The organism is Roseivirga ehrenbergii (genome assembly GCF_001593005.1).
Lineage (GTDB): Bacteria > Bacteroidota > Bacteroidia > Cytophagales > Cyclobacteriaceae > Roseivirga > Roseivirga ehrenbergii.
The window spans coordinates 136,553-163,486 of record NZ_LQZQ01000004.1 but is presented as its reverse complement, the minus strand read 5'-3'; the positions used below and the strand labels follow the sequence as shown (position 1 = coordinate 163,486).

Annotated in this window: 26 protein-coding genes; 19 read left to right on the top strand and 7 right to left on the bottom strand. The window is 39.4% G+C overall.

Annotation, left to right across the window (positions count from 1 at the left end):
- The 3 genes from MB14_RS05745 (at window position 1) to MB14_RS05735 (ending at window position 3,558) form a co-directional block, all read left to right on the top strand.
- Window positions 1-954: an MlaD family protein gene (locus tag MB14_RS05745; RefSeq protein WP_062590420.1), complete on the top strand. Its 954-nt coding sequence runs from the start codon at window positions 1-3 to the stop codon at window positions 952-954.
- Window positions 955-1,057: 103 nt separating this feature from the next.
- Complete coding sequence (locus MB14_RS05740; RefSeq protein WP_062590417.1) at window positions 1,058-2,686, top strand: acyl-CoA carboxylase subunit beta; 1,629 nt, start codon at window positions 1,058-1,060, stop codon at window positions 2,684-2,686.
- A gap of 2 nt (window positions 2,687-2,688) precedes the next feature.
- On the top strand, window positions 2,689-3,558 hold the full coding sequence (locus tag MB14_RS05735; protein ID WP_062590415.1) for a transglutaminase-like domain-containing protein: 870 nt from the start codon (window positions 2,689-2,691) through the stop codon (window positions 3,556-3,558).
- Window positions 3,559-3,835: 277 nt separating this feature from the next.
- Here the strand turns inward: MB14_RS05735 and MB14_RS05730 are convergent, their stop codons facing one another.
- Together MB14_RS05730 and MB14_RS05725 are read right to left on the bottom strand one after the other, a co-directional pair.
- On the bottom strand, window positions 3,836-5,248 hold the full coding sequence (locus MB14_RS05730; protein ID WP_062590406.1) for a CotH kinase family protein: 1,413 nt from the start codon (window positions 5,246-5,248) through the stop codon (window positions 3,836-3,838).
- A gap of 282 nt (window positions 5,249-5,530) precedes the next feature.
- Window positions 5,531-6,481, bottom strand: a complete 951-nt coding sequence (locus MB14_RS05725) for an NAD-dependent epimerase/dehydratase family protein (RefSeq protein ID WP_062590405.1) — start codon at window positions 6,479-6,481, stop codon at window positions 5,531-5,533.
- A 222-nt stretch (window positions 6,482-6,703) separates the two neighbouring features.
- Here MB14_RS05725 and MB14_RS05720 point away from each other — a divergent pair, with 222 nt between their 5' ends.
- The 3 genes from MB14_RS05720 to MB14_RS05710 all read left to right on the top strand — a co-directional run bounded on the left by MB14_RS05720 (window position 6,704) and on the right by MB14_RS05710 (window position 9,400).
- Window positions 6,704-6,967 carry a hypothetical protein gene (locus MB14_RS05720; protein WP_311316238.1) on the top strand — a complete coding sequence of 88 codons (264 nt, stop codon included), beginning with the start codon at window positions 6,704-6,706 and terminating at the stop codon, window positions 6,965-6,967.
- A gap of 2 nt (window positions 6,968-6,969) precedes the next feature.
- Window positions 6,970-8,163 carry a glycine C-acetyltransferase gene (kbl, locus tag MB14_RS05715; RefSeq protein WP_062590404.1) on the top strand — a complete coding sequence of 398 codons (1,194 nt, stop codon included), beginning with the start codon at window positions 6,970-6,972 and terminating at the stop codon, window positions 8,161-8,163.
- A gap of 64 nt (window positions 8,164-8,227) precedes the next feature.
- Window positions 8,228-9,400, top strand: coding sequence for a DUF4934 domain-containing protein (locus MB14_RS05710; RefSeq protein WP_062590403.1), 1,173 nt, complete (start codon window positions 8,228-8,230; stop codon window positions 9,398-9,400).
- Window positions 9,401-9,461: 61 nt separating this feature from the next.
- Here the strand turns inward: MB14_RS05710 and MB14_RS05705 are convergent, their stop codons facing one another.
- Window positions 9,462-9,668: a YgaP family membrane protein gene (locus MB14_RS05705; protein ID WP_062590402.1), complete on the bottom strand. Its 207-nt coding sequence runs from the start codon at window positions 9,666-9,668 to the stop codon at window positions 9,462-9,464.
- Window positions 9,669-10,059: 391 nt separating this feature from the next.
- Between MB14_RS05705 and MB14_RS05700 the strand changes: the two genes are divergently transcribed.
- The 9 genes from MB14_RS05700 (at window position 10,060) to MB14_RS05660 (ending at window position 18,403) form a co-directional block, all read left to right on the top strand.
- Window positions 10,060-11,220, top strand: a complete 1,161-nt coding sequence (locus MB14_RS05700) for a DUF4934 domain-containing protein (RefSeq protein WP_062590401.1) — start codon at window positions 10,060-10,062, stop codon at window positions 11,218-11,220.
- A 27-nt stretch (window positions 11,221-11,247) separates the two neighbouring features.
- Window positions 11,248-11,553, top strand: coding sequence for a 6-bladed beta-propeller (locus MB14_RS05695; RefSeq protein WP_062590400.1), 306 nt, complete (start codon window positions 11,248-11,250; stop codon window positions 11,551-11,553).
- Window positions 11,528-12,157 (top strand): DUF4934 domain-containing protein, encoded by a 630-nt coding sequence (locus MB14_RS05690; RefSeq protein ID WP_157716547.1) that lies wholly within the window; start codon window positions 11,528-11,530, stop codon window positions 12,155-12,157. The genes MB14_RS05695 and MB14_RS05690 overlap by 26 nt, the downstream gene beginning before the upstream one ends.
- Window positions 12,154-12,402 (top strand): hypothetical protein, encoded by a 249-nt coding sequence (locus MB14_RS05685; protein WP_062590397.1) that lies wholly within the window; start codon window positions 12,154-12,156, stop codon window positions 12,400-12,402. Before MB14_RS05690 ends, MB14_RS05685 begins: the two co-directional genes overlap by 4 nt.
- 136 nt (window positions 12,403-12,538) lie before the next feature.
- The gene (locus tag MB14_RS05680; protein WP_084375972.1) at window positions 12,539-13,678 is read left to right on the top strand and encodes a DUF4934 domain-containing protein; all 1,140 of its coding nucleotides are present in this window, start codon (window positions 12,539-12,541) and stop codon (window positions 13,676-13,678) included.
- Between the two features lie 31 nt (window positions 13,679-13,709).
- A complete protein-coding gene (locus tag MB14_RS05675; RefSeq protein ID WP_062590395.1) occupies window positions 13,710-14,888 on the top strand; it encodes a DUF4934 domain-containing protein in 1,179 nt (392 codons plus the stop codon).
- Window positions 14,889-14,890: 2 nt separating this feature from the next.
- Window positions 14,891-16,048: a DUF4934 domain-containing protein gene (locus tag MB14_RS05670; protein WP_157716546.1), complete on the top strand. Its 1,158-nt coding sequence runs from the start codon at window positions 14,891-14,893 to the stop codon at window positions 16,046-16,048.
- A gap of 13 nt (window positions 16,049-16,061) precedes the next feature.
- Window positions 16,062-17,219, top strand: coding sequence for a DUF4934 domain-containing protein (locus MB14_RS05665; RefSeq protein WP_062590393.1), 1,158 nt, complete (start codon window positions 16,062-16,064; stop codon window positions 17,217-17,219).
- Window positions 17,220-17,239: 20 nt separating this feature from the next.
- Window positions 17,240-18,403 (top strand): DUF4934 domain-containing protein, encoded by a 1,164-nt coding sequence (locus tag MB14_RS05660; protein WP_062590392.1) that lies wholly within the window; start codon window positions 17,240-17,242, stop codon window positions 18,401-18,403.
- Between the two features lie 15 nt (window positions 18,404-18,418).
- Here MB14_RS05660 and cdaA read toward each other — a convergent pair whose 3' ends face one another.
- Both cdaA and folP read right to left on the bottom strand, forming a co-directional pair.
- The gene (gene cdaA, locus MB14_RS05655) at window positions 18,419-19,267 is read right to left on the bottom strand and encodes a diadenylate cyclase CdaA (RefSeq protein ID WP_053222864.1); all 849 of its coding nucleotides are present in this window, start codon (window positions 19,265-19,267) and stop codon (window positions 18,419-18,421) included.
- Entirely contained in the window at window positions 19,264-20,121 is an 858-nt protein-coding gene (folP, locus tag MB14_RS05650; RefSeq protein ID WP_062590391.1) for a dihydropteroate synthase, read from the bottom strand. The genes cdaA and folP overlap by 4 nt, the downstream gene beginning before the upstream one ends.
- Window positions 20,122-20,152: 31 nt before the next feature.
- On the opposite strand from folP, the gene MB14_RS05645 reads away from it, so the two are divergent.
- From MB14_RS05645 to MB14_RS05635, 3 genes are read left to right on the top strand one after another with little or no spacing between them, the layout of a single operon-like run.
- Window positions 20,153-20,701: a DUF1599 domain-containing protein gene (locus MB14_RS05645; RefSeq protein WP_062590389.1), complete on the top strand. Its 549-nt coding sequence runs from the start codon at window positions 20,153-20,155 to the stop codon at window positions 20,699-20,701.
- Complete coding sequence (locus MB14_RS05640; protein WP_062590386.1) at window positions 20,698-21,690, top strand: MauE/DoxX family redox-associated membrane protein; 993 nt, start codon at window positions 20,698-20,700, stop codon at window positions 21,688-21,690. Before MB14_RS05645 ends, MB14_RS05640 begins: the two co-directional genes overlap by 4 nt.
- The gene (locus MB14_RS05635) at window positions 21,690-22,208 is read left to right on the top strand and encodes a shikimate kinase (protein ID WP_062590384.1); all 519 of its coding nucleotides are present in this window, start codon (window positions 21,690-21,692) and stop codon (window positions 22,206-22,208) included. Before MB14_RS05640 ends, MB14_RS05635 begins: the two co-directional genes overlap by 1 nt.
- 13 nt (window positions 22,209-22,221) lie before the next feature.
- Here MB14_RS05635 and MB14_RS05630 read toward each other — a convergent pair whose 3' ends face one another.
- Both MB14_RS05630 and MB14_RS05625 read right to left on the bottom strand, forming a co-directional pair.
- Entirely contained in the window at window positions 22,222-23,760 is a 1,539-nt protein-coding gene (locus MB14_RS05630; RefSeq protein WP_062590382.1) for an OmpP1/FadL family transporter, read from the bottom strand.
- 25 nt (window positions 23,761-23,785) lie between these two features.
- On the bottom strand, window positions 23,786-25,285 hold the full coding sequence (locus tag MB14_RS05625) for a hypothetical protein (RefSeq protein WP_157716545.1): 1,500 nt from the start codon (window positions 25,283-25,285) through the stop codon (window positions 23,786-23,788).
- Window positions 25,286-25,418: 133 nt separating this feature from the next.
- Between MB14_RS05625 and proS the strand changes: the two genes are divergently transcribed.
- On the top strand, window positions 25,419-26,897 hold the full coding sequence (gene proS, locus MB14_RS05620; RefSeq protein WP_062590378.1) for a proline--tRNA ligase: 1,479 nt from the start codon (window positions 25,419-25,421) through the stop codon (window positions 26,895-26,897).
- Window positions 26,898-26,934: the final 37 nt, after the last annotated feature.

The window sequence follows — 26,934 nt, the reverse complement described above, 5'->3', positions numbered from 1 at the left end:
GTGGCAAAGGGAAGAGAATTTAAAGTCGGTTTATTTGCGGTGCTCATGTTGGGCTCACTTTATATAGGTTTCAACTATTTAAGGGGACTCGATGTTTTTTCCCCATTAAACACCTATTACGTTAAGTATAGTAATATCAGTGGCTTAAATAAGGGCGACAGGGTAATTCTTAACGGATTAAATGTTGGTACGGTGCTTGAGCGTAAATTCAGCTCAGATGCCTATAACGAAATATTGGTAACACTCGCTATCGACAACACCATCAAAATGAAAGAGGGTACCGTGGCTCGATTGGCCAAACCAGATATTCTTGGGGCCTTGGAAGTACAGCTGATTTTAAACCAAGACGGTGAGCGGATACTTGAAAGTGGTGATTTTTTGAGCGGTGAAATGGACAGAGGAATTACCGAAATGATTACCGAAGAAGGCCTTTCAGCGGCTAACAGCTTAAATTCTGTGGTAAAAAAAATAAACGATGTACTGGAACCATTCGCGTCTAGAGCCGACACCATTGCTTTAGCAATAGATAACTTTAAACACTTTTCCGACTCCTTGACTTATATGGCTGGTACGCTCAATTCTGGTATGGAGCAAATCAACCTTAGAATTGAGTATGTTACCGATTCTATTGTAGCGGCCATGGGTGGTGTTCGACCACTATTGGATGAATACACAGCTTTGGGTGAAAAGCTTAATGCTATAGATGTAGAATCGCGCTTAATGCGAATGGATTCGGTGCTTATGAGCACTCAAGAATTTATGAGTAGGCTCAATTCTAATGAAGGAACTCTAGGTAAACTGATGACCAATGATTCGCTATATAATGCGTTGAATAGTTCTATGACCGATTTAGATAGTCTGTTCATAGACCTGAGAGAGAACCCAAAACGCTATGTTCATTTTTCAATTTTTGGAAGAAAGAACAGGCCTCCAGCAGACAAGAAGAAAAAATAAATTCCTGAGCGAATAAATCTTTTTGATATCATTAAATCTTGGGTTTACTTTAGATCAAAGGTAAATACACATACTCCCGTTCTTATCGGGCTAACACTTGCATATGGATATTGAATTCAATAAAAACGATGACACTATGCGCCAATTGGTGTATAGACTCGATGAAAAACTCAAGAAAGTAAAATTGGGTGGAGGCGAAAAAAAGATTGAATCACAACATAAAAAAGGCAAACTCACCGCTCGCGAAAGAATCGAATACCTTATTGATGATGGTAGCGACTTTTTAGAAGTAGCGGCTTTGGCTGGTGATGGCATGTATGCCGATGTAGGCGGTTGCCCTTCTGGCGGTGTAGTCACAGGTATAGGTCAGGTAAGCGGTCGCGACTGCATGATTGTAGCCAACGATGCCACCGTGAAAGCAGGGGCTTGGTTTCCGATTACGGCAAAAAAGAACCTTCGTGCTCAAGAAATTGCGATGGAAAACCGTCTGCCAATCATTTACTTGGTAGATAGTGCAGGTGTGTTTCTTCCAATGCAAGATGAAATTTTTCCCGATAAAGAACACTTCGGAAGACAGTTCAGGAACAATGCGAAAATGTCCTCTATGGGCATAATTCAAGTAGCCGCAATTATGGGTAGCTGTGTTGCTGGTGGTGCTTATTTGCCAATTATGAGCGATGAGGCTGCTATAGTTGATAAAACCGGTTCTATTTTCTTAGCAGGTTCTTACCTAGTAAAAGCTGCTATTGGTGAAGATATTGACAATGAAACTTTAGGTGGCGCTACAACTCACTCTGAAATATCTGGTGTAACGGACAACAAGTTTCCGAATGATCAGGCTTGTTTAGATTATATCCGAAGCGTTTTTGATAAAATTGGAGAGTTTGAAAAAGCAGGTTTCGATAGAAAAGAGCCTAAGGCACCAAAGGAAAACCCAGAAGAAATTTATGGTATTATGCCTGATAGTAGGGTAAAACCTTACGAGATCAAAGAAATCATTAAGCGTATAGTAGATGACTCTGAGTTTGATGAATATAAAGAGGCTTATGGCAAATCTATCGTTTGTGGCTATGCCCGAATAGAGGGTTGGGCTGTAGGAATTGTAGCCAACCAGCGTTTGATTGTAAAATCGAAAAAGGGCGAAATGCAGATGGGCGGAGTAATTTATTCCGATTCAGCCGATAAGTCAGCGCGATTTATCATGAACTGTAACCAACGTAAAATTCCATTGGTGTTTTTGCAAGATGTTAGCGGCTTTATGGTCGGCAGTCGCGCAGAGCACGGAGGAATTATTAAAGATGGAGCCAAAATGGTAAATGCCATGGCCAATTCTGTAGTGCCAAAATTTACCATAGTAATTGGTAATTCATATGGGGCAGGTAATTATGCTATGTGCGGAAAGGCTTATGATCCACGATTGATTTACGCTTGGCCAACCGCTCAAATGGCGGTAATGAGTGGTGCAGCAGCAGCCAAAACATTACTTCAAATCAAAGTAGCCTCGCTAAAAGCACAGGGTAAAGTAATTGAACCAGAAGCAGAGAAGAAGTTGTTAGAAGAAATCACAGACAGCTACAATGAGCAATTGAGTCCGTATTATGCGGCTTCTCGCATTTGGGTAGATGGAATTATTGATCCTTTAGACACCAGAAAGGTGATTGCCAAGGGGATTCAAGCGGCCAATCATGCACCAATTCGTGAACAATTCAATGTAGGGATTATTCAGACCTGATAATGAACGAAACAGAAAACCTGACCAATAAAGAATTAAAAGCATTGATTTCGCTGCTAGAAGATGATGACGCTGAAGTGGTTGATCATGTGGAAAGCAAAATCAAATCGCTAGGCACTCATATTATCCCTTATTTAGAATTTGAATGGGAGGGAAGTTTTAACCCAAGAGTGCAGAAAAGAATTGAGGAGCTGGTGCATTCTCTTCAGTTTCAACTGCTCAGAGAAAAGCTGGAAGCTTGGAAGGAAAAAGACGGTGACGATCTTTTGGAAGGAATGTGGTTGGTGAATACTTATCAATATCCTGATTTAGAATATGATGACCTGAAAAAGGAACTAGAGCAAATTTATTACGAGGCTTGGCTGGAGTTTAGAACCGATGTGCATCCGGTGGACCAGGTGAAAATATTGAATTCAGTTATTTTCAATAAACTCAAATTTGGAGCGAATACTAAGAATTTCCATTCTACTGGAAACTCTATGATGAATGTGGTGCTTCAGACCAAAAAAGGAAACCCAGTTTCTCTTTGCGTAGTGTATGCCTTGGTTGCTCAAAAATTGAAGCTTCCTATATACGGTGTGAATTTGCCAAACCTATTTGTGCTTACCTATAAAAAAGGGGAGAGTCAGTTTTATATCAATGCTTTCAATCGTGGCTTGATTTTCTCTAAAAAGGAAGTTGACGACTATGTAGCCAACCTAAAGCTGACACCGAAGGATCAATATTATGAGCCTTGCACTAATGTAGATATTGTGGTTCGTGTATTGCGAAATCTTTCTATCGCCCATGAAAAACTGGGCAACACCGAAAAGGTAGAGGAAATTAAATCTCTGATCGAAATTTTGGCAGACAAGGCCATTGATATGGAGTAGGGTGTTGAGAGATACGCTGCATTCTCTAGAAATGATAGTTTCTGTTTTAGTCCGCGTTAAGTCATCCCGTAGGCTCCGAGACTTCGGGGTTTTTCAGCAACACAGATAAGGTGTCTTTTCATTCGGACAGAGTCCTAGTGTCCATAAGTAATCACAGGTTTGGAGAACCTGCGACAGCGTATAATTCAAACCAAACTTTCCATGTAAAGAGAAACGTAAAGAGGCGCATAAATCTGCGCCTCTTAATCTATTAGGCTTCGGCAACAGCCTAAATATATTACCTCAAATAAGCACTGACCGCAGAAGCACGTTGCGTGGCATGTGACTTCAGCTGATTAACAGCGGTTTGAAATTCTGAGCTACTATTCAAGAATGTATGTCCTGAAATTTCAGTTGTGGCATATGATTCTATTAAGGCAGCATAATTGGTATATATTGTCTGCATAGTTGTTGCGTTAAATGCCCCATCCACTACTTCTTTCATATAGGCATCGTATTTAGCTTTATAGGTTTCGTCAGCATATAAGTATCCAATCAAAGGCCATTCTGCAGCTGATAGGTCTGAGAAATCTAATTCCAGTGAGCCTTGCATTTTCCCGTCTTGAAGTGCTTCATTGTTGTCCCAAGGAATCCACGTCAGCAAATTATTGTCGGGATTATTGTACAAGAAATAGTTGTGTGTCATTCTTCCGTAAGTATCCCAGTTTTGGATTACCGTGTTGGTAGCCAAGTACTTTAAGAAAACGTCTGTGTCAAATACAGCTTCCAAATTTGCTCTCCATGCAGCAGGGTCCGAAGTTCTGGTATCATCATGTAGGATAGTAAATAGACTTTGAATGTCCGACCAATCCGCATCATCTTCATTCGTGTCTTTTACGAATACCGACTCACTGAAAGTTCCAGCGGCAAAGCTAGCTCCATCGCCATCGGGCTGATACAAGTTTCCATCGTTATCGTCAAACTGAGTATCGATTAAGGTATCGTCTACTTCTTCTACCAAAGTGTATAAGCCGAAATAAGTTGGGCCATCACCATGGTCTACATACACGGTATAAAATGCTGTGTGCGAACTGGCCAAGCCTGCATTCTTGAAAACATCAGCAGCTACTTTTTCGCGCAGCATAGATTTGTCGTCATAATTGTTTTTAAGGCTCAGTTTTTTAAACCCATAAAAACGCTGATTCTTAATTTGTGGGTAGTCATCTTCAAACTCATCAAAATCGAGTTTAAAGGATAATTTCAAATTACCACTTTGCCAAGTGCTTTGTAAGCTAGAGTTGCCTTTAAAGCGAACGCCAACGCGATACCATTCAGTGCCTTCATAGAATACTTCGGCTGGAACAAAAATGGGGTTGTCATCTGAAAAACTACCGCCAGATCGGGTGCCAAAGGTTCCGTATAAGCTGGTCATATCGTCCAACATACTTTGCCAACGGGTGGGCGTAATTACGATGTCTAATCTCTTTACCGCATTGTCTTCAAACACCTCGTCAAAATTCGGGTCTGCATCATTGCTGTGCGTTTCTGTGGTCCAGTCTGCGGCTATAAAATCCGTATCATCAACCTCTTCAACCACTTCTTCCTCAAAATCCACATCATCATCGTTGCCACAAGCCACGAAAAAGAGGCTTAGGATTAATAAAAGTGCTACAGAAAATTTAAGTAGGAACTTCTCCTTTGGATATGCCATGTTTCGTCAATTTTTGTTTGTACGAATGATTAGATGGCATCTAAGAAAAAAACCTTCGGTGTTGGAGTGATTTTTTTAATAATTGGGAAAAAGGATGTTTTGGGAACTCCTTCTTATGGTTAAGTGGGATCTATGGCTTGGCTTTTTCAGGCGGACGGATTCCTTGTGTCTATGGGGAGTCATAGGTCCTGCCTAAGGGCAGGTAAATCGGAGAGCCTGCGACAGTGTTACAATGGTGACTAATGACCAATAACTAATCAACCAATACACTAATAACTAACCCTAAAACTTATCCAAAAGTGGAGGAAGGTTTTTAAGAATGTCTTCCGTCATGGCATCAAGGCTGAAATCGTGTTTCCAACCCCAATCTTCTCTGGCTTGAGAATCATCAATCGTGTTTGGCCAGCTATCGGCTATGGCCTGACGGAAATCTGGCGCATAATCAATTTCGAATTCAGGCATTTGCTTTTGAATAGAAGCAGCCATTTCTTTTGGTGTAAAGCTAATGGCCGAAAGGTTGTAGCTAGAACGTACTTTCACTTGTTCTGCAGGTGCCTGCATCAGGTCGATGGTTGCCTTAATCGCATCAGACATATACATCATTGGCAAGGCCGTGTCTTCTTTTAAGAAGCAGGTGAATTTCTCGCCTTTCAATGCTTTGTGGTAAATATCTACAGCGTAATCTGTTGTGCCACCACCCGGTAATGATTTGTAACCGATAAGGCCTGGGTACCTGATGCTTCTAACATCCACTCCGTATTTATCGAAGTAGTATTCGCACCATCTTTCACCAGCTAATTTGCTGATGCCATATACGGTGTTGGGGTCTTTTTCACAGAACTGAGGCGTATTGTCCAAAGGCGTGTTCGGCCCGAAAACGGCAATAGAACTTGGCCAGTAAATTTTGTCTAGCTTTTTCTCTTTGGCCAATTCCAACACATTCAATAAGCTGGTCATGTTCAAGTTCCAAGCCCACTGAGGATTAGATTCGCCTTTGGCAGAAAGGATGGCCGCCAAATGATATATCTGTGTGATCGAATGCTTTTCAACAACTTCCTTCAACTGAGCCGCATTCATTACATCTAGTTTTTCGAAAGTGAAACCAGCAATGTTGGCGTGTGGTGAAGAAATATCAGAAGCAATGATGTTTTCGTTTCCAAAAACCTCACCGAGCGCAATAGTCAGTTCCGATCCTAATTGTCCACTCGCTCCGATGATAAGTACTCTAGTCATTTGCTTCTTAGTTTTAGTTGTAATCGTTGAATCAGAAATCTATTCTTCTTTTTCTGCTTTGGGAATAGAAAGTTTCTGAACGGTATTAGGTTATTAAGAGCTAGACTCCATGAAACCCCTGACCGAATTGCGCTGCAATATTAGCGAATGGAATAGAATAAGTAAAACCTTTGCCAATACGAATAGTCGTTCGGAACCCATATTTTTTATATTTGCATTGCGATGGAAATCAAGGACTTTGAATCTTATTTAAAAGACAAGAAAATTGACTCGGATGCTTTTAAAAAAGGGCAGCCCGAACAGTGGTCTAAATTCAAAGTTTTATACGACCAAATGCACCCTAATAGCTTTACAGCTCAAAAATTATTTCTCATTAACCCAATTAGGAGAGCATTTCCATTAAAAGAAGAAGTGCAGGAAAAGGCAACGCCAACAGCGCAAGCCCGCCCTAAAGTGATGATGAGGCCCAAACCGAAAACAAATTAATTATGTTCGATACACTCCAACCCAAACTTCAGGCTGAACTAGCAGAAATCAAAGAAGCCGGACTTTATAAAAAAGAAAGAATCATTACCACTCCCCAAGCGGCCGATATCAAAACTGCCGATGGAAGAGAAGTAATCAACTTTTGTGCGAATAACTATTTAGGGTTGTCTTCACACCCTAAGGTGGTTGAAGCCGCAAAAAAGGCGATCGATACGCATGGTTTCGGTATGTCTTCGGTTCGTTTTATTTGTGGAACACAAGATATTCACAAGGAGCTGGAGCAAAAGATTTCAGAATTTTTGGGCATGGAAGATACCATTCTTTATGCCGCAGCCTTCGATGCTAATGGTGGTGTTTTTGAACCGTTATTGGGTGCCGAAGACGCGATTATTTCAGATGGGCTAAACCATGCTTCAATTATTGATGGTGTGCGTTTGTGTAAAGCCATGCGTTTCCGTTACGACCATAACGATATGGAAAGCTTAGAGCAGCAATTAAAAGATGCAGATGCTAAGGGAGCGAAGAATAAGATTATTGTAACCGATGGTGTTTTCTCAATGGACGGCACGATTGCACAGTTGGATAAAATCTGCGATTTGGCTGATAAATACAAAGCTTTAGTGATGACAGACGAATGTCATTCAACAGGGTTTATGGGTAAAACTGGCAGAGGAGTACACGAATTCAGAAACTGCATGGACCGTGTAGATATTATCACTGGTACTTTGGGGAAAGCCCTTGGTGGTGCGTCTGGTGGTTTTACTTCTGGTAAAAAAGAAGTGATCGAAATTCTTCGTCAGCGTTCAAGACCTTATTTATTTTCAAACACTTTGGCACCTTCTATTGTAGGTGCGTCTATCGCGGTATTCGATATGCTTTCTGAAGCTACCACTCTTCGCGATAAATTGGAGGAAAACACCAAGTACTTCAGAAGTAAAATGACCGAAGCTGGTTTTGATATTAAGCCAGGCGAGCACGCTATTGTACCTGTAATGCTTTACGATGCCAAACTAGCTCAAAAAATGGCCGATGCGCTTCTTGAAAAAGGCATTTACGTGATTGGCTTCTTCTACCCTGTAGTAGCGAAAGGCCAAGCCAGAATTAGAGTTCAGGTTTCTGCTGGGCACGAAATGCACCATTTAGACAAAGCCATTCAAGCCTTTACCGAAGTGGGTAAAGATTTAGGAGTGATTTAATAAAATCAGCCCGTTCATCACTATTTGAATATGCAGTATAGTCTGTTGTAGATTATATTGGTGTATGCAGAAAATTTATGATCAAAGAAGGCTAATCCAAGGCCTACAAACCTTAGCCATCATGTGCCTTTTCTCTGCTCAAGTTATTGGGCAGGGAAAAGTCTCGGACTCCTTCGTATCTTATGGCCTGAGCAAGAATGACCGAAAAATCAAACTCATTGACCTCATTGAAGAAGTCGAGTTTATCCGATTAGAAGAAACATCAGAGTCTTTATTGGGAAGTGTTGGAGATGTCCATGTAGTCGGAGATAAGTTTGTCTTTATGGGCAATAAGTATAAGGGCGATATTTTCGTTTTTAGTGATCAGGGTAAACTCATTAATCGAATCAACCGACAAGGAAACGCTCCTGAAGAATATCCTTCAATCAAAGATATTTGGATAGAAGGCGATTTAATAGCTGTCCATACTTCTTTAAATGACATCAAACGCTATCGACTCAACGGTGATTTCGCGAGTAGTAATAAACTGAAATTGACTGCGGGGCATGCTTTGGGTATTTCTGGAAACTACTTCCTCGATATGAACTTCAGTAGTCTTGAAGATCAGTCGAAATATAAAGTGGTAAAGCTTGATGGAAATCTGGGTATTGCAGGAAGGTATTTACCATTTACGAAAGCTCCCATTGCCACCATGCTTTCACAAAGTCCGCTGTTTAAGTATAAGAAATCAGTTGGCTACTATAGAGCAAACTCCGATACGGTCTATCTGTATCAGAAAGATAAATTCGTTCCATTCATACATTTCGAATTTGGTAGCAATTGGCATTGGGATAATTACGACCCATTTGGTCCGGATGTAATCAAAGGATTAAGAGAAGGGGAGAAGGTTTGGTCGATTAAGCCTAAAATAGGTTCACGGTATGTTATTACCTCATCACTTTACGGAAGAAGTGGCAACTTAAGGTTGCAACATGTGATTGACAGAAGCAATGCTGAAGCCATTCTCATTGACCTTGAAAGGTCTTCAAAAAAGGAGTCCTTCGATTTACAAGTGAGCCATTGGGAGTCTGATGATACTTTTTATGCCTTTCTTCCTGCACTAGATGCTGTTGGATTGGTGTCTGAAGCCAGTTCAAAGAATTGGTCTTTCCGAGGAGGGACTAGTTTGGAAGAAATAGCATCGTCCGAAAACCCAGTTTTAGTGCGCATCCTTATTAAAGACTTTTCAAAAAAATGAAAATCTCTTATGTTTTTTGGTGAAGAGGCCATTGGATTCAATCTGATGGCCTCTTTTTATGCTATCTTTTTGCTGGACAAGTATTGAGTCCCACAAGCGTATAAAGTGGGCAAAAGCTCACCAAGCTGGTCAGAAGAAATACTGCGGCCAACACCAATAATACAATGCCCAAAGTACCCGTTACTATGTTGCCAAAATAAAGTATCGCAATAGCCACTGCGATTAAAATTCTTACGGCTTTGTCAGCACTTCCCATGTTCTTTTTCATAATCTCAATAGTTAGGTGGTTTGGAATAAAAGCACAATCCCCGTGATGATTATCAGACACAATCCGCAACGATCAGCAGTTTAAATGCTTTTGCTTTCATGTCATGAAGTTAGCGAATGCCCTGTTGCCGAATCCTGATATATGTCATGCCGAAAGGAGATTTAATCACCGGTTTAGGCCTTGCGATAAAATGACAAAGGGCTCTATTTGGCAGTAATGCGCCTTGGGAAGTTGGGGGTATTTTTCATCTTATACCATCTGAAAACTATAGAATACACAAAATCAAATTTGATCTGTTATTCTTTTGAAGCGACTATTCTTTTAGTTATTCTTGTTAGTGAATGCTTGACCTAATTATCAAGTTCAAACTTCCTTCAACCTCAAAAAAACTATGAAGCAGTTTAGCCTATTTTTTCTCCTACTGTTGGTCACATTTTCATGCTCAAAAAACACTTCTGAAGAAGAAACTGAAGCCGTAGTCGTTACCGATGATTTTAAATCTTACCGTCTGGATGGTGACCAGCCCCAAGAACGTTTTGCCGATTTAATTGAATCAGTGGAGGTAGTAAGGCTTGAAGAAACGGATAATTCTTTGTTGGCTTATGTTCGAAACCTTCAGCAAACTAAGGATTACTTAGTTTTTAACAGCAGTACAATGGAAAGCGATGTGTTTGTTTTTGATAGGAATGGCGCATTTGTGAACAAGATCAACAGACAGGGCGATGGCCCAGAAGAGTATCAGGCTGTTTCCAACATATGGATGGAGTCAGATACCTTGGCTGTTTACACTTCCAGTAAAAAGACAGTAAAACGCTATAGTCTCGAAGGCGATTTTATTTCTACTGTCACCTTACCTGTTGCGGGTGCTCATGTTCATGGGTATAATGGGGCTTATGCTATGGAGATGAATTACAGTCCCATTAACGACACATCTTATTATAGATACGCCTCGCTGGGTAAGGATCTGCAACTAAGCGGAATGTATCTACCTGTAGACAATAAAATGGATATGTGGATGAGTTTAAGTATGAACCCGATTAGCCCGTATAAAGATGGAGTTACGCTATTGAGAATGATGAGCGACACGGTTTATAGGTTGAGTGATAACCAGTTTACACCATTTATTCACTTCGATTTCGGTCAAGACTGGTACTGGAATGAAAGTAGGGATTTGCTTCAAGCATTTGGTGGCGCAATGCAAACCACCGATAAATTGTGGAGCGTTCATGCTCAAATTAGTATTAAGGCGATTTGGGTGTACACCTTTTCGGGAGTAAGTCAAGAAAAAGCCCCTCCTAGCTATTTAATTGACAGGGCTACTGGTCAAATTCGATCTGTAGATATGCGCACTAAGGATAAACCTAAGGGGGTAGCGGTGGCTATGGATTGGGACGATGACCGTTTAATTTTCACTGTACAGTCCCCAGATATGAGATCGTTCCTCTCCGAACTTAACGAAGACCAAATCAAATTCCGCCAAGGCACTACTTTAGAAGAAATTGAGTCTTCAGAGAACCCAGTATTGATGTGGGTGAAGTTTAAGAGGGAGTAGGTAGTACATAGTATTTAGATTTTAGAGATGAAGAATAAATTATTCAGTTTTTTGACGCTTACACTTGTTTTTAGCTGCGCTGAAAAGGGAGGTACTAGCAACAAGGAAGCTGTCAATCTGGATGAATTCAGGTCTTATCATTTGGATATAAATCAGCCCAAAGAGCGCTTTTCAAACCTAGTAGAATCGGTCGAAATTGTAAAACTTGAAGAAACGGACAATTCACTTTTGTCTGACGTGTCAAACCTTAAAAAAACTGATGACTATTTGGTGTTTTTGAGCGGAGGAGGGGCTAATGTCTATGTATTTGATTTGGCTAGGAAACCTAGTTAGTAAAGTAAATAGAAAAGGAAATGGGCCTGAAGAATATACTGGAATAGATGATATGTGGTTGGTGGGTGACACACTATCAATTTATTCAAAAATTGACACCAAGGTGAACAGGTATACTATTGACGGAAGCTTTATTGATTCGAAAAAATTACCATATCAGGTTGGTCATGTTCTTGGTTATGAAAATGGTTATGCCATGGATATGAACTATGAGTTGATAGATGATTCTGCTAGGTTTAGATATGCATTTTTAGATGAGAATTTAGAAGTAGAAGCGACCTATTTACCTTATAAAACTTCGCCTTCCTTCACTATCTACAAAAACTTTCAGACCGTCTCTTCTTATAATAATGGGGTGCTGTTTTTTCGAATGCTAAGTGATACAATATATTTTTTAAAGGATCAGGAGTTTGGGCCTATTGCTCATTTAGATTTTGGTAAAGAATGGTTTTGGAGAGGTAAGGGGGAAGTTAGCGCTAAATATATTGAAGAGCTTCAAAATCATGATGGCATATGGGATGCCATCATGTATATGGGAGAAAAGTACATTTATGTCATGGGACTAGGGAGTTTTGGAAGCACAACTAGCTCACCATTTTTTTGATCAATAGAGCTACAGACGAAACGCATAATCTTGATTTTCGCAAGCAAGGGGATACGTTTAGCATAAAGGCCGAAGGCTGGGATAAAGAAAGCATGATTTTCTCAATTCAATCTACGCAAATAGCTTCCTTTCTATCAGAACTGGAAGACAGTCAAATCAAATTTCGCCAAGGCACCACTTTAGAAGAAATAGAATCTTCCGAAAACCCAGTGCTGATGTGGGTGAAGTTTAAGGAGGAGTATTGATAAGAGGGTATTTAGTACATAGTATTGAGTAACTAGATTTTTGATAAATGGAAAAATATGGGATACTGCCTTTTGGAGGGTTTTCTTCACCCTTAAAGTCCCTCCAAAAGGTTGTTTACTAAACATACAATTGACAATGAGAATATATTTTTCTGTTTTACTACTTCTAATAGTCGTATGGAGCTGTTCTGATGGTAAGTCAGAGAGCTTAGATAAATCTGGTTTGGACATAGATGAGTTTCGATCTTATAAAATAGACATGGATATGTCTCAAACTAAGCTGGCCGACTTAATAGATACCCTTGGAGTAATGAGGCTTGAAGAAACGCCAGAATCACTGCTTGGTTATGCAAGTCGTTTACAAGAGTACAGCGATGGCTTCGTTATGGCCAGCGAAAAGGTTGGAATCATTTTTTTTAATAAAGAGGGTGACTTTATGCATGGTTTCAATCATAAAGGATCAGGGCCAGATGAGTATGCTGACATTTATGATTTTTGGATTGAGGGAGATACGATTGCCATTTTTTCTAAAGCAAGTCAGCATATTAAACGATATGATTTCAACGGTAATTTTATAAGTTCAGTTAGAGTTCCCTATTACGCTCATCATGTTTACCCAATAAAAAATGGTTTCGTGTATGACTTGAATTATGGGGTGATTGAAGATTCACTCAAGTATAGGGTAGTAGTGGTCAATTCAGAATATAAGTTGGGAAAAGCACTTTTGCCCTTTAATGCTTTCCCAAAAATGTATTACTTCTCTAATTCTCCTTCATTAAAGCCCTATGGTAATGGGGCTACTTATTTAGGGGTAATGAGTGATTCGTTGTATCTGGTCCAGAATAATCAAGTCAGACCACTGGCTCATTTTGATTTTGGGGAGAAATGGTATTGGACTGAAGAGGCTAAAATGAACCCTAAAATGTATATGCCGAGCAAGGGCGAAAAGGTGGATAATATTAACTCGTACATTGGAGAGGAGCATATTTGGCTAACTGCCACCTATATAATGACAGATACTCAACCCTTTCTCATAAATAGGCTTACTGGGGCAGTCGTTTCAATCGACCTGCAGAACCAAGGCGATGGGCGGTATACAATTTCTCCGATAAAATGGGAAGGCAATTCTTTTTTTGGCTCGATTCAGTCCAACGACTTAATTACTTTGATAAGTGAGTTGGATCAGTCTCGAATAAAGTTCAGAAGGGGCACAACCTTAGAAGAAATAGAATCTTCAGAAAACCCTGTACTGATGTGGGTGAAGTTTAAAGAGTAAGTAGATAGTATTGAGTAACTAGATTTTAGAAATGAAGAATAAATTATTCGGCTTTTTAATGCTTACACTTGTTTTTAGCTGCGCTGAAAAGGGAGGCGTTAACGACAAGCAGGTCACGGGTTTAGATGATTTCAAATCATATCATCTCGATTTGGATTTGCCCAAAGAGAATTTTATAGATATGATTGAATCGGTAGAGCTGATGCAATTGGAAGAAACCGATGAGTCGCTTTTATCTACAATCCGCAAAATCAACAGGCTCGATGATGGCTTTGTCTTTCATACAGATAAAAAGATGGGGACGAATGAACATACGACAATCTACTTTTTTGACGAAAATGGAAATTTCAAGAATAAAATAAACCGTCAAGGACAGGGGCCAGAAGAGTATGGATCAATCGAAAGTTTATGGATGGAGAACGGTTTGGTCGCTGTGTATTCAATGCCCAAATCGGTGATTTATCGGCACACCACTGAAGGTGAGTTTGTCGACTCACGTAAATTACCTGATCAACTTCGGGTTGGAGATATTCGGCCTTATAAAGATGGCTACGTTGCTGAAATGAATTATCTCCCCATCAATGACACCTCTTATTACAAGTTCGCGAAGCTGGACAAAGATTTGAAACTGGAAAAAGCATTTCTGAAATATAAGGATGCACCTAATGGAATGTGGAGGCCTACTAATTACTCCACTGTGATTCCATATCAAGATGGAGTGCAGCTTTTCAGGGTTTTTAGTGACACCATTTACGCATATACAAATGATAAACTCGCCCCTTTGGTGCATTTTGATTTTAAGGAGGATTGGTTTTGGACAGACAGACCTGAACCTACTTCTGAGGTTTGGCAGAAAGTAGAAGCCGAGAATAAAGCTTGGGTAATAGGCATGGCGATTGGTCAAAAACACATTTATGCAGATGCCTTGATCGGCTATTCGCATTGGGAGTATTTCTTAATTGACAGAATGAGTGGTAAGGTCAAGCGAATGGAAATGCCGAAGGGTAAATCTGTGAGTGAAGAGTTTTTATACTTGGGTTGGGAAAAAGATCGACTGATGTTCTCTGTCACCACAGCCGATGTACCTAACATTTTATCAGCCTTGGATGAAAATCAAATCAATTACCGTGAGGGCACTACTTTAGAAAAAATTGAATCCTCTGAAAATCCAGTGTTGATGTGGGTGAAGTTTAAAGAGTTTACCAAATGAATATGAAGCTTAGATTTGGAATCCTAATGTTGCTTCTGGGGCTGATGGTCTCCTGCTCTTCAGGTAACGAACAGAAGCAAACAGAGCAGGCTGTTGCGACAGATGAGTTCAAAACTTTTAAAATCGATACGGAGGCCAAAGCTGTTTCAATTTTTGAATTGATTGAAGAAGTTGAAGTCATGCGATTGGAAGAGACGGCTGAGTCGTTGTTGAGCAGTGTATTTAAAGTGTCTAGCACAGAGGATAGAATTATTTTTCCCAGTGGAAATGACGGCAGTATTTATTCTTATTCCAAAGAAGGAGAGTTCATTAGTAAGTTTAGCCATGTAGGGAATGGCCCAGGAGAGTATGAGTTCATCTGGAGTTTCTGGGTGGATGGAGATCGCATTTTTGTATCCGATATCAATAGACGAAGATTACTTTCATATGACCTGGAGGGCAATCATTTGAGAAGTTGGAAACTCCCGTTCTCAGCTAAGAGCTTTTTTACATATGATAAAGGGTTTGTTGCCGATTTGGATTATACAGCCTTTCAAGATTCATTACAGTTCAATGTCCTTTTTCTCGATGAAAATATGGAAGTCAAACAAATGGCTAATCCATACTTATCACCACTGATTCTATATGTAGGTAGCAGTGTCAATAGTTTTCAACCTTATGGGAAAGACCTCATTTACCATGGGTTTAAAAGCGATTCAGTTTTTCTTATTGAAAAGAATCAAGTTCGGCCACTGCTTAAATTTGATTTTGGTGAGGAGTGGCTTTGGACAGAAGAAACAATAAAAAACAACCCAAGAACAACTGGTCTTATTCGTGAAACAGACTTGGTTTGGTGGGTCGATTCTTACATAAATGAAAAGTGGATTTACTTGAGCTATAAAACATCGTTCAAAGATGTTTTTAAAGTACTGATAGACCGTATGTCTGGAATTCAAAAGACTGTCAAAGTGAACAAAGGTGCTGCAACAAAGTATGCGATGACGCCTATTAAATGGGAAGAAGATAGGTTTATGGTTAGTCTGCAATCTCCCGATGTTCGAGCGTTTATAAATGACTTGGGTGAAGAAAAGGTCAAATTCCGTCAAGGCACTACTTTAGAAGAAATAGAATCATCAGAAAACCCGGTATTATTGTGGGTAAAGTTTAAAGAATTGAAATAAGAAATCAGAATATATGAAACGAGTTTTTCCAGCGCTATTAGTTACTGCATTGTTTACAGCCTGTGGCAGTCAAAAAGAGAGTATTACTGAAGAGAAAAATCAAACCAATGACGAGTTTAAGGTCATTTCTCTGTCTATAGAATCAGAGAAACGAAAACTCTCGGAAATGATTGAGTCCATTGAAATAATGGGTTTGGAAGAAACGGATGAAGGACTTTTAAGCGGGGTCTATAATTTTTCTCAAGCAAACAACAGAATCATTTTTCCTAGCGGGTCAGAGGGTGATGTTTTTATTTATTCTAATGAAGGAAAGTTCATTTCCACTTTCAATAGAAAAGGTGATGGGCCTGAAGAATACGGAAGCTTGCAAAGCCTTTGGATAAAGAAAGACACTTTGTTCATCCATGATGGCCAGCGAGGAAAAATAAATAAGTATGATTTTGACGGGAAATATGTGGGACAGATAAAACCAAATGTTAAACCTACTCATTACTACCCTTACCAGGATGGTTATGTAGGTGATATGAGTGGAATACCGATCAACGATTCGCTTAAATTTAATATCGTTTTCTATGACGATCAGTTGAAGATTGAGGGGATGGAGAACCCATATAAAGACGTAGTGCCTTTTCCTATCGTGAGTAGTGTAAACAGTCTGGAGGCTTATGGTGATGGCCTCCTGTATAAAGAGATTTTTGGTGATACCGTTTTTCTAATTCAAGAAAAAACCACCAAGCCATTGCTTAAACTTGATTTTGGATCGGAGTATTTATGGAATGATGAAAAAATGAGGGCTGATGGGCAAAAGGCGATGGGTAGTATTCAGGAGAGTGGAAAAGTATGGATTTTCTATTCTAAGGTGGGTAATTCGAAAATTTATTTGAATTTCAATACGAGCTTCTCGGAGGTGTTTCGGCTGTTGATTGACAGAAATTCAGGAAACTATTATCAAATAGATACTAAAAAGAATGTGGAGGAGAATTATGCTTTTGTTCCTATTAAATGGGATGAAGACGTATTGCTTGCTAGTTTCAATTCTTACGATTTGGCCGAATTAATCAAGGAAATTGGTAGTGAAAACGCCACTTTCAAAAAAGGGAGTACGCTAGAAAGTATAGAATCTTCAGAAAACCCAGTATTATTGTGGGTGAAGTTCAAAGACTTTAACTAGTGATTACAAAGAATTTAAGAATGAAATCGAGGGTAAAAGCAGTATTAACATTCGTTTTAGTTGGCCTGTTGGTCTTTTCATGTTCAGATAACAAATCCCAAAGTACCACAACGGTTGATGTAGATGCAGATCAGTTCCGTGCTTACTCTATCAATGTTGAAAGCAAACGAACTGCGTTTACAGATTTAATTGATAATGTGGAAATATTGGCTTTGGAAGAAACCGAGGAAGCCAAGTTGAGTGATGTAATGTCATTTGAAAGGGGAGAGGATGATAAGCTCTATTTCGCTACCGCCCGAAAAGGAGAAATTTTCTCCTATACCAAAGACGGCAAGTTTTTGGGTACGTTTAGCCATAAAGGCAGCAGTTTAAATGAGTATATGTTCATTCAAAGCTCTTGGACAAATTCAGATTCTATCTCTATTTATTTTAACAGGCGCTTGGTAAGCTATAATATACAAGGCGAAGAACTTGATCGTATCAACCTCCCTTTCAATCCAACACATATTTTCCCATACCATGATGGTTATGTAGCCAATATGAACTACTATCCTTATCAAGACAGCCTTTTTTACAATGTGCTTTTTATGGATAAGGAGTTTAATGTAGAAGCGATGGCAAACCCTAATACTGGACTTTTAAGGGTGCCACTACTTTTGTCGATAAATAGCTTTAAACCGTATAAAGAGGATTTAACATATCATTCTGTATTGAACGATACTATTTTCTATTTGAAAGACAAGAAGAGCAAGCCAATTGCTCAAATTGATTTTGGTAAAAATTGGTTTTGGAACGGAGAGGGGATTGCAATGCAAGACCCAAGCGTGATGAGCCGAATTAGGGAAGATGGTCAAGTTTGGGCAATGAACCCTTTTGTAAACGATAAACTCATTTACCTTACTTATTATACTTCTTTGGCCGATTATTCTCAGTTTGTACTGAATAGAAGCACAAGAAATTATGAGATTTTCGATTTGAAAGGGGAAGGTAATCAACAACTCTCATTGTCTCCATTAACTTGGGAGGACGATAGAATGTTATTTAGTATTCTGCCAGAAGATTTACCGCAATTGCTGAGTACTTTAAATAGCGAGAACTATAAGTTTCTTGAGGGATCAACCCTTGAAGGAATACAATCTTCTCAGAATCCGGTGTTGCTTTGGGTGAAGTTTAAAGAGTTTTAGAAAGCGTTTTTTTAATTAAGAGGCCACTTCAAGGCTTTCTTTCTTGTCGGTTTCGGTAGCTTCCTCTTCTTCCTCGTTTAGGTATCTATTCAGCTTTTTCCTGATTTCTGGGGCCGAAAGGTTACTATCTATTTTGCCATTTCTTGCAATCGACATTTGCCCAGTTTCTTCTGAAATAATGAGAATAAGGGTGTCGGTGGCCTCAGACATTCCCAATGCGGCTCTGTGTCGTAAGCCGTATTGCGCAGGTAGGTTTTCTCTTTCGCTAACAGGTAATAAACAACGTGCCGCTTTTATTTTTCCTTCGTACAGAATTACCGCACCATCGTGCAATGGGCTGTATTTGTTGAAGATAGAAATCAGTAGTCTTTTGGAAATAAAGGCATCGAGTAGGTCACCAGAATCTGCATAAAATTTGAGTTCGGTGTTTCTAGAAAATACCATCAGAGCACCCGTATTTGAACCTGATAAACTCTTTGAGGCTTCAATTACTGCGGTAAGATTCATGTTCACTTTAGGTTTCTTTTTCCGCCAAATCAGTAGTGATTCAAGCACTCCATTTTTTCGGAAGGAAGTTTTGCCTAGAATAAGTAAGAACTTTCTAATTTCTTGAGAGAAAATAATGATAGCGGCTAAAACTCCAACCCCCATAAACTGACCAAGAATACCTGCCAGTAACTCCATTTGAGCAGCCCTAACTACCAAATAAATAAGGTAAAGCGAGAGAAAACCAACTAACACCCTTACAGCAACACTTCCCTTTAAGAGCTTGTAAACCTGATATAGCAATACACTTACGAGCAGGATATCGATAATATCGACCCATCGTACTTCTAGAAATCCTATTTTAAAAGCGTAAATCAAGGATGTATTGCTTTATATAATTTAACTGTTTCTACTGCGGCTTTCACATCGTGTACCCTAAGAATAGAAGCCCCATTTATAAGCGCAGCCATATTTAAGGCAGTAGTGCCATTGAGTGCTTCTTCAGCCGAAATACCTAGAGTTTTATAAATCATAGATTTTCTGGATAAGCCAGTGAGCAAAGGTAACCGCAATCCTTTAAAATAATCCAAATTTTGGAGAATCTCATAACTCTGTTTTGCGGTTTTTGCAAAACCAAAACCAGGATCAAGAATAATGTCGTTTACGCCCAAAATTCGAAGTTTTTCTACTCTTTCGCTGAAGAATAATATAACCTCTTTTAATAAATTTTTATAGTCGGTTTGCTGAGCCATGTTTTGAGGTGTTCCTCTCATGTGCATCATAATGTAGGGCACATTCAATTTAGCAACAGTCTCAAACATGTTGGTGTCTAATGTTCCGCCAGAAATATCGTTGATAATGCAGGCGCCTTGGTCGATTGCAACCTTGGCTACCGAACTTCTAAATGTATCGATAGAAATATAGGCTTCTGGAAATTCTTTAATTATAAGCGCTAGAGCTTTACTGATTCGGTCAGTTTCAATTTCGGTACTTATATCTTCGGCATTTGGGCGAGAAGAATAACCACCAATATCTAAAATGAGGGCGCCTTCTGCCAGCATATTTTCAGCTGTTGATAGAATTTCTTTCTCAGTGTTTTGTCTGCCAAGCGAATAAAAGCTATCGGGGGTAATGTTTAAAATACCCATTACCGCTGGCGTATCGAGCGAAACTAGATTTCCACGTAAGTTCAATGTCTTTTTAACCTGAAATATTTTATCTTTCGCTTTCAAAAATTCCCTTTAGCAATTAAAATCACTCAACTTGAAGGAGCAAACGGTAGGCGAATATAAGCAAGTTATAGAGGCCTGTAAAGACATATTTCTGAAGAAGACCAAAGATTACGGAACGGCATGGAGAATACTCAGGCTGCCTTCTATTACGGATCAGATTTTTATCAAGGCCAAGCGCATTCAATCTATTCAGAATAAAGGAAATCAGAAGGTTGACGATGATATTGCTGGAGAGTTTATTGGCATTATCAATTACTGCATTATTGCGTTGATCCAGATGGAGTTGAGCGAAGATGACCCCTTCGAAATGGAAGTGGAAACCCTTGAGCCTTTGTACGACCAAAAAGTAGAAAGCACTTTTAATCTGTTGATGAATAAAAATCACGATTATGGTGAAGCTTGGCGCGACATGCGGGTGAGTTCTATGACGGATATTATTCTGATGAAATTGCTCCGCGTGAAGCAGATTGAAGACAACCAAGGGCAAACCATCATTTCTGAAGGAATTGATGCCAATTATCAAGACATGATCAACTACGCAGTGTTTTGCTTGATCTTAATGAAATTTTCAAAATCATGAAGCTATTAACCTCGATTTCAAGGTATTTGGTTGGAGGACTTTTTATTTTCTCTGGTCTTATTAAGATTAACGATCCTGTAGGGACGCAGATTAAATTGGAAGAATATTTCACCGTTTTTTCAGTGGATATTGCTCCATTTTTTGATGCACTAAAACCAGCTGCATTATTCCTTTCGGTACTGCTTTCTACTTTGGAAATAGTGCTGGGATTAGCAGTCTTGTTGAGGTATAAGCCGCAAATCGTAACCAAGTTGCTCTTGGCCATGATTGTGTTTTTCACCTTCCTTACTTTCTATTCGGCCTATTTCAATAAAGTAACCGACTGCGGTTGTTTTGGTGATGCCATTAAACTTACGCCATGGGAGTCGTTTACTAAAGACATCATTCTCTTGGTTTTAATACTGGTGCTATTTATTAATCGGAAGAGAGAAGAACTTACAGCTGGCATTAAAACTAAGTCAATTGCTTTGGCAGGAACGCTTGTGTTTTGCTTGGTGATTTCATTCTTGGCCATTGCTCATTTACCTTTTATCGATTTCAGAGCTTATAAGGAAGGAACCCATATTCCTACCGAAATGCTGCCCCCCGGAAATGACCCAAATGAGGTGCCTAAAATCACTAATTTTGCCATGTGGAGCGATACGGCAGACGAAACACAAAATATTCTGACAGGAAGAAAGTTATTGGTGGTAATTCACGAAGCGAACAAAACCGATGCGGATTCATACCTTGATTTAAACTCATTGATTAGTGCTTTAGGAAATCAAGTGGAGGCAATTGCAGTAACAGCTTCTTCTGGTGAACAGTTTGAAGAGTTAAGGCATAGTGTTCAATTGGCTATTCCTTATGTGTATTCCGATGCTACTTTGCTCAAAACTATGGTACGCTCAAACCCGGGTTTAGTGCTGATAGAAAACGGAACAATCTTAAAGAAATGGCATTACAACGATATTCCATCGGCCAGTGATTTAATGTCTAATTTTAGATAATGAATCAAATCGGCAGGATTTATTTAGTGGGCTTGCCAGCCTCGGGTAAAACTACAATTGGAAAACAATTGGCCGAACATTTAGGTGTCCAGTTTATGGACTTGGACGCTGAAATTGTTAAGGTGGTGGGGCAGTCCATTCCCGAATACTTCGATTTTCAAGGAGAGGGGAACTTCAGAATTAAAGAAAAGGAGACACTCAGAAATCTAGGTTCTGCCAATGAACAATTTGTGATGGCTACCGGTGGAGGAGCACCTTGTTTCCATTTCAATATGGACCACATGAATGAAATGGGAACCACGATATTTTTAGATGTTAGTCCTGGAGATTTAGCCTTGAGAATATTGGATCAAGGCGTTGAAAAAAGGCCCCTTTTTAAAAGTTACGATCAGCAAGATTTGATTCAGGAAGTGCGTGATTTGGCCGAAAGAAGACTCTCTTTTTATAATGAGGCCAAAATAAAAATACGAGACAACAGAATCACACTGGATAAAGTCATCTCGTATTTAAAGTCTTAGCTAAAACTAGGTTTTAGAAATTCAATCCAAAAGTCAGTTTTGCATTTGTAAAATTGTGCTTAATGATTGTCAATGGAGAATCTTCGAGCACGGCCATCCTATAGCTTCTAAATGATTGATCATATTTGGTGTTTACTAGAGCTAAATCGAAGAAGTATTTCCCCATGTTAATTCCTAAACCACCGGAAACAATCTTTCTCGATCTATCTAATTCTACTCCGTCAAAATTACTTTTATATGGGTCGCCATAGTTTGCATAACCTAGCCTAAACCTAAACATCTCGTAGCGGTATTCTCCACCTAATTTAATGTTGGTTACAGAATTGTAAATATTTTCAATGGTGGCATTGTCAGGCCCAGTAAAGAAATCATTCGATGAAATATTGGCGTTAGCGTAATTCAAATGCTCGATATCGGCTGTGATAAATCCGTTTTTATTGAAGAAAAAGGCCAAGCCAGCATTCAGTTTTGAAGGTGTCCTTAAATTGAAAGTAGAAACAAATATGTCCGTTGCGGTTTCTAATCTGTTCAGAACAGTGTCTTCCAAAATGATGCGGTTGCCTTGGTTATCTCTAAAATTTGAAACATCGTAATTGTTCCAGTCCGAAACGTAAATATTGTCTCCCTCTTCATTAAAGTTGTTGTAGGTAGGAGATGTGTAAGATAAGCCCACTCTCAAAGCATCCATAGGACGAATAATTGCGCCAATATTGAAGTTTACACCCGTTCCATTCAATTCTAGTCTTTCATCTATGGCAAAAGATTTAAGCGGTTCGTTGGTAAAGCTTTCAGTATAAATTCTACTATTCGTGTAGCTAGAAGAGGTAATTCCCATTCCAGCACCTAAATACATTTTGTCGTCAAAATTGGTTCCGTAGGCAATATTCACTTGATCGGTATAGCCTTTGGTTCTAAGAGTTTCTGTTTGTGTGGGAAAACCTAAAACGGGAGAATGATAGAGTGTTTCATCATTCGGGTCAGGGTTGATAATATAATGGTCGTATCCAGTTTGAGCTATTCCATTAAGCTCTTCTGGAAAAAAGCCATCGGCCTGCTGGAGCATATTATCAATAATGGAGTTGTTGCCGTTGAATCCGCTGGACAGTACATTTCGATTAAAGTCGTTAATTCTATTGTAAGTAACGGCCAATGATCCTCCTCTAAATGTTCCAGGAACAAGATCTCCTTTATTGAAATTGATCACTACGCCTAAATTAGCAATGGTGAATTTGGTGGCTTCATCCTTATTAATAGTGCCAAACGAGTTTCCCTCTGTTTGTAAAGTTGAAAAACTAGGGGTAAAGGTGAATTGAGATCTATTGAAAACACCAAGCCCAGCGGGGTTGTAAATAGCAGAGCTAATGTCTCCACCAAGTGCCGAACCAGAACCTGCTAATGCTGAAAACCTCGCAGTTCCAAAGTTTTGTAATTGACTATACCTTAAGGCATCATTATAATAACCAAAAGAGCCTTGTTGAATTTGTGCCTGAGAGGTTTGAAATAGGCAAACCACGCCCAGGCTTATCATAATAAGCTTTATTCCAAGTTTCATATTTTGTGAGTTTTTGTGAGTTGTATTAATTACCTCTTCCGCTTCTTGATGAACTGTTACTACTACTTCTTGATGAGCTAGAACTGCTGGTATTTCCAGAGCGGCTGCTAGAGCTAGAACTTCGTGAAGAAGAACTACTCACTGTTCCCGATGATCTGCTCGAAGAAGAACTGCTACTTCTACTAGAAGAAACTCCGCTGCTTCTTGATGAGCTTGAGGAAGACCTACTGCTCGACACACCAGAACTTCTGCTACTGCTTGAAGATCGGCTGTAAGTAGGTGTTGCCGATCTTGTAGAACTTGATCTGCTAAATAAGTTACTACTTGAAGAACTGCTTCTACCTGAAGTCACACGAGAAGTAGTTGAAGTGCTTCTGCTACTTCTAGCTGTGCTGCTTCTTACTACGTTTGAACGTGTTAATCGACTGTCGTTAGAAAACTGATAAGCATTGGTATTAACCCTTGAACTTCTAGTATTGCCAGCTGTAGTAGCTGTAGAACTATTTCTTCCTCCAATTACTTGATAGCCATCAGTAGAACCACCAGCTCTAGATCCTCTAGCACCTAAATCACTAGCATATCTAGCCGAACGTGTATTTGGAGTTGAACCATTTACAGCATCAGTTCTTACACTACTTACAGAAGTTGATGATATTCTAGCACCTCTGGTAACATCTCTACCATCTCTATTTACTAGACTTCCCTCATTGTTGTAGTAATAATTACTGGTGTAATACCTGTTGTAGCTATAGTAAGGTGAGTATCTGTTCCATCTATCCCAACCATATCGTGGATAGGGGCGGCCATAACTAAACGCGGTATAGTATGGTGAGTAAAAACCGCCATAAGTCCAGAATGGATCATAAATTGGTGACCAAAATAGATTAGATGGACCGTAGAAGTTATTTAAACTTACAAAAGACATACTTACACCGAAACCAGGGTAAAACGAACTTGCTCCAAATAAATCTAGACCAACTCTCGGTACTGTTCCTCCGTTTCTCCTGCTACCATATCTACCTGATAGGTAGTTGTTCATTCTGAAATCACGGTTTAAATAGTATTGTTCATACCAAGCCAACTGGAACTGAAAATCATTTGCCATTAATTTATTGAAACTCCATTTATCCCAGTCTGTGTTCCAATCCAAAGGAAGTTCGTAATAGGCTAGATTTTCATTTTCGTAATCATAAACGAAATCATCATAGTTCAGCTCGCTGGCTTTGGTTACTAGAGGGCCTTCTTCAAAATAGACTACTTCTCCGTCCTGGCTATTATTGTATTTACTTACCAAAGAGGGGTCTATCGATTCGCTTGAATAGTCACCCAGCGAAAATGCTTTTTCGTTAGAAGACTCAATTTCTTTTGTCGATTCAATAATCGTTGGTTTGCTTGTTCTGTCTGCTGATGTAAAGTATACATCATCATACTCTTGGGTAGATTGAAATTGGTTTGGTGAGCATGCAAACACCGTAAGCATACTGAGTGGTGCCATTAATATCCGGATGTAGTCTCGTCTTTTCATGATGTTTCCTCCTTGGCTTTTTTATGTTAACGTGTATTTATCAAAATTGGTCGATAAAATAATCGAATGATATATCTTTGTATCAACTATTTTAACAACCATTAACAAACAAGATTCATACCAAACAACTGATATGAGCAAAGGATTACCAAAAAGAAGTGAAGATTACTCGTTGTGGTACAATGAGCTGGTGAAAAAAGCAGATTTAGCTGAAAATTCACCTGTTCGTGGTTGCATGGTAATCAAACCCTATGGCTTTTCCATCTGGGAGAAAATGCAGGCAGAAATTGACCGAATGTTTAAAGAGACTGGGCATGTGAATGCGTACTTTCCTCTTTTCATTCCAAAATCATACCTAAGTAAGGAAGCTGACCATGTAGAGGGGTTTGCTAAGGAATGTGCCGTAGTCACTCATTATCGTTTGATGAACGACCCTGACGGAAAGGGAGTTGTAGTCGATCCTGATGCTAAATTGGAGGAAGAGCTTATTGTTAGGCCAACTTCAGAAACAGTAATTTGGAACACTTATAAGAACTGGGTGCAATCTTACAGAGATTTGCCTCTACTCATAAACCAATGGGCCAACGTGGTTCGCTGGGAAATGCGAACTCGTCTTTTCTTAAGAACTGCCGAATTTCTTTGGCAAGAAGGGCATACCGCACATGCTACTAAGCAAGAAGCCATAGACGAATCTGTGCAAATGATGAATGTCTATGCTGAGTTCGCTGAGAATTATATGGCCATGCCAGTGGTAAAAGGAATAAAATCAGAAAGCGAAAGATTTGCAGGTGCTGTGGAAACCTATTGTATCGAAGCTTTGATGCAAGACGGAAAAGCGCTTCAAGCGGGAACTTCCCACTTTTTAGGTCAGAATTTCGCAAAGGCTTTCGATGTGAAATTCACGAATAAAGAAGGAGTACAAGATTTCGTTTGGGGAACTTCCTGGGGTGTAAGTACAAGGTTGATCGGAGCGTTGATTATGGCGCATTCAGATGATCAAGGCTTGGTGCTTCCTCCAAAATTGGCGCCTATTCAGGTGGTGATTGTGCCTATATATAAAGGAGAAGAGCAGCTTCAAACCATTTCTGATAAAGTAGCCGAGCTTACCAAAGGTTTGAAAGCCAAAGGTATTTCTGTGAAATTCGATAACCGTGACACTTACAAGCCAGGTTTCAAATTTGCCGAATGGGAATTAAAAGGAGTGCCGGTAAGGTTGGCTATTGGACCAAAAGATTTAGAGAACAACACTGTTGAAATTGCCCGAAGAGACACAGGTGTCAAGGAGCTTTTTAGCTTAGAAGGCAACTTGGCTGACAAAGTAGAAGCTTTATTAGACGAGATTCAAAATTCTATTTATCAAAAAGCATTCGATTTCAGAGCAGAAAATACTACTGAGGTGGATACTTATGATGATTTCAAAAAAGTCATTGATGGACAGGGAGGTTTTGTTTCTGCTCATTGGGATGGTACAGCCGAAACTGAAGACAAGATTAAAACAGAGACTAAAGCAACCATACGTTGTATTCCTTTAGATAGAAAAGAAGAAGCTGGAGTTTGTATCTACTCTGGAAAACCATCTGCTGGCCGAGTACTTTTTGCAAAAGCGTACTGATATTACTAATAAATAGTATATTCGGACAAGTTTAAAA

Coding starts and splice junctions, on each gene's coding strand:
- MB14_RS05635 (WP_062590384.1), top strand. CDS start 21,690: ATGAATCAAATCGGCAGGATTTATTTAGTGGGCTTGCCAGCCTCGGGT.
- proS (WP_062590378.1), top strand. CDS start 25,419: ATGAGCAAAGGATTACCAAAAAGAAGTGAAGATTACTCGTTGTGGTAC.
- MB14_RS05705 (WP_062590402.1), bottom strand. CDS start 9,668: ATGAAAAAGAACATGGGAAGTGCTGACAAAGCCGTAAGAATTTTAATC.
- MB14_RS05735 (WP_062590415.1), top strand. CDS start 2,689: ATGAACGAAACAGAAAACCTGACCAATAAAGAATTAAAAGCATTGATT.
- MB14_RS05700 (WP_062590401.1), top strand. CDS start 10,060: ATGAAGCAGTTTAGCCTATTTTTTCTCCTACTGTTGGTCACATTTTCA.
- MB14_RS05630 (WP_062590382.1), bottom strand. CDS start 23,760: ATGAAACTTGGAATAAAGCTTATTATGATAAGCCTGGGCGTGGTTTGC.
- MB14_RS05640 (WP_062590386.1), top strand. CDS start 20,698: ATGAAGCTATTAACCTCGATTTCAAGGTATTTGGTTGGAGGACTTTTT.
- MB14_RS05680 (WP_084375972.1), top strand. CDS start 12,539: ATGAGAATATATTTTTCTGTTTTACTACTTCTAATAGTCGTATGGAGC.
- MB14_RS05625 (WP_157716545.1), bottom strand. CDS start 25,285: ATGAAAAGACGAGACTACATCCGGATATTAATGGCACCACTCAGTATG.
- MB14_RS05670 (WP_157716546.1), top strand. CDS start 14,891: ATGAAGCTTAGATTTGGAATCCTAATGTTGCTTCTGGGGCTGATGGTC.
- kbl (WP_062590404.1), top strand. CDS start 6,970: ATGTTCGATACACTCCAACCCAAACTTCAGGCTGAACTAGCAGAAATC.
- MB14_RS05740 (WP_062590417.1), top strand. CDS start 1,058: ATGGATATTGAATTCAATAAAAACGATGACACTATGCGCCAATTGGTG.
- MB14_RS05660 (WP_062590392.1), top strand. CDS start 17,240: ATGAAATCGAGGGTAAAAGCAGTATTAACATTCGTTTTAGTTGGCCTG.
- MB14_RS05695 (WP_062590400.1), top strand. CDS start 11,248: ATGAAGAATAAATTATTCAGTTTTTTGACGCTTACACTTGTTTTTAGC.
- MB14_RS05720 (WP_311316238.1), top strand. CDS start 6,704: ATGGAAATCAAGGACTTTGAATCTTATTTAAAAGACAAGAAAATTGAC.
- MB14_RS05725 (WP_062590405.1), bottom strand. CDS start 6,481: ATGACTAGAGTACTTATCATCGGAGCGAGTGGACAATTAGGATCGGAA.
- MB14_RS05675 (WP_062590395.1), top strand. CDS start 13,710: ATGAAGAATAAATTATTCGGCTTTTTAATGCTTACACTTGTTTTTAGC.
- MB14_RS05665 (WP_062590393.1), top strand. CDS start 16,062: ATGAAACGAGTTTTTCCAGCGCTATTAGTTACTGCATTGTTTACAGCC.
- MB14_RS05710 (WP_062590403.1), top strand. CDS start 8,228: ATGCAGAAAATTTATGATCAAAGAAGGCTAATCCAAGGCCTACAAACC.
- MB14_RS05730 (WP_062590406.1), bottom strand. CDS start 5,248: ATGGCATATCCAAAGGAGAAGTTCCTACTTAAATTTTCTGTAGCACTT.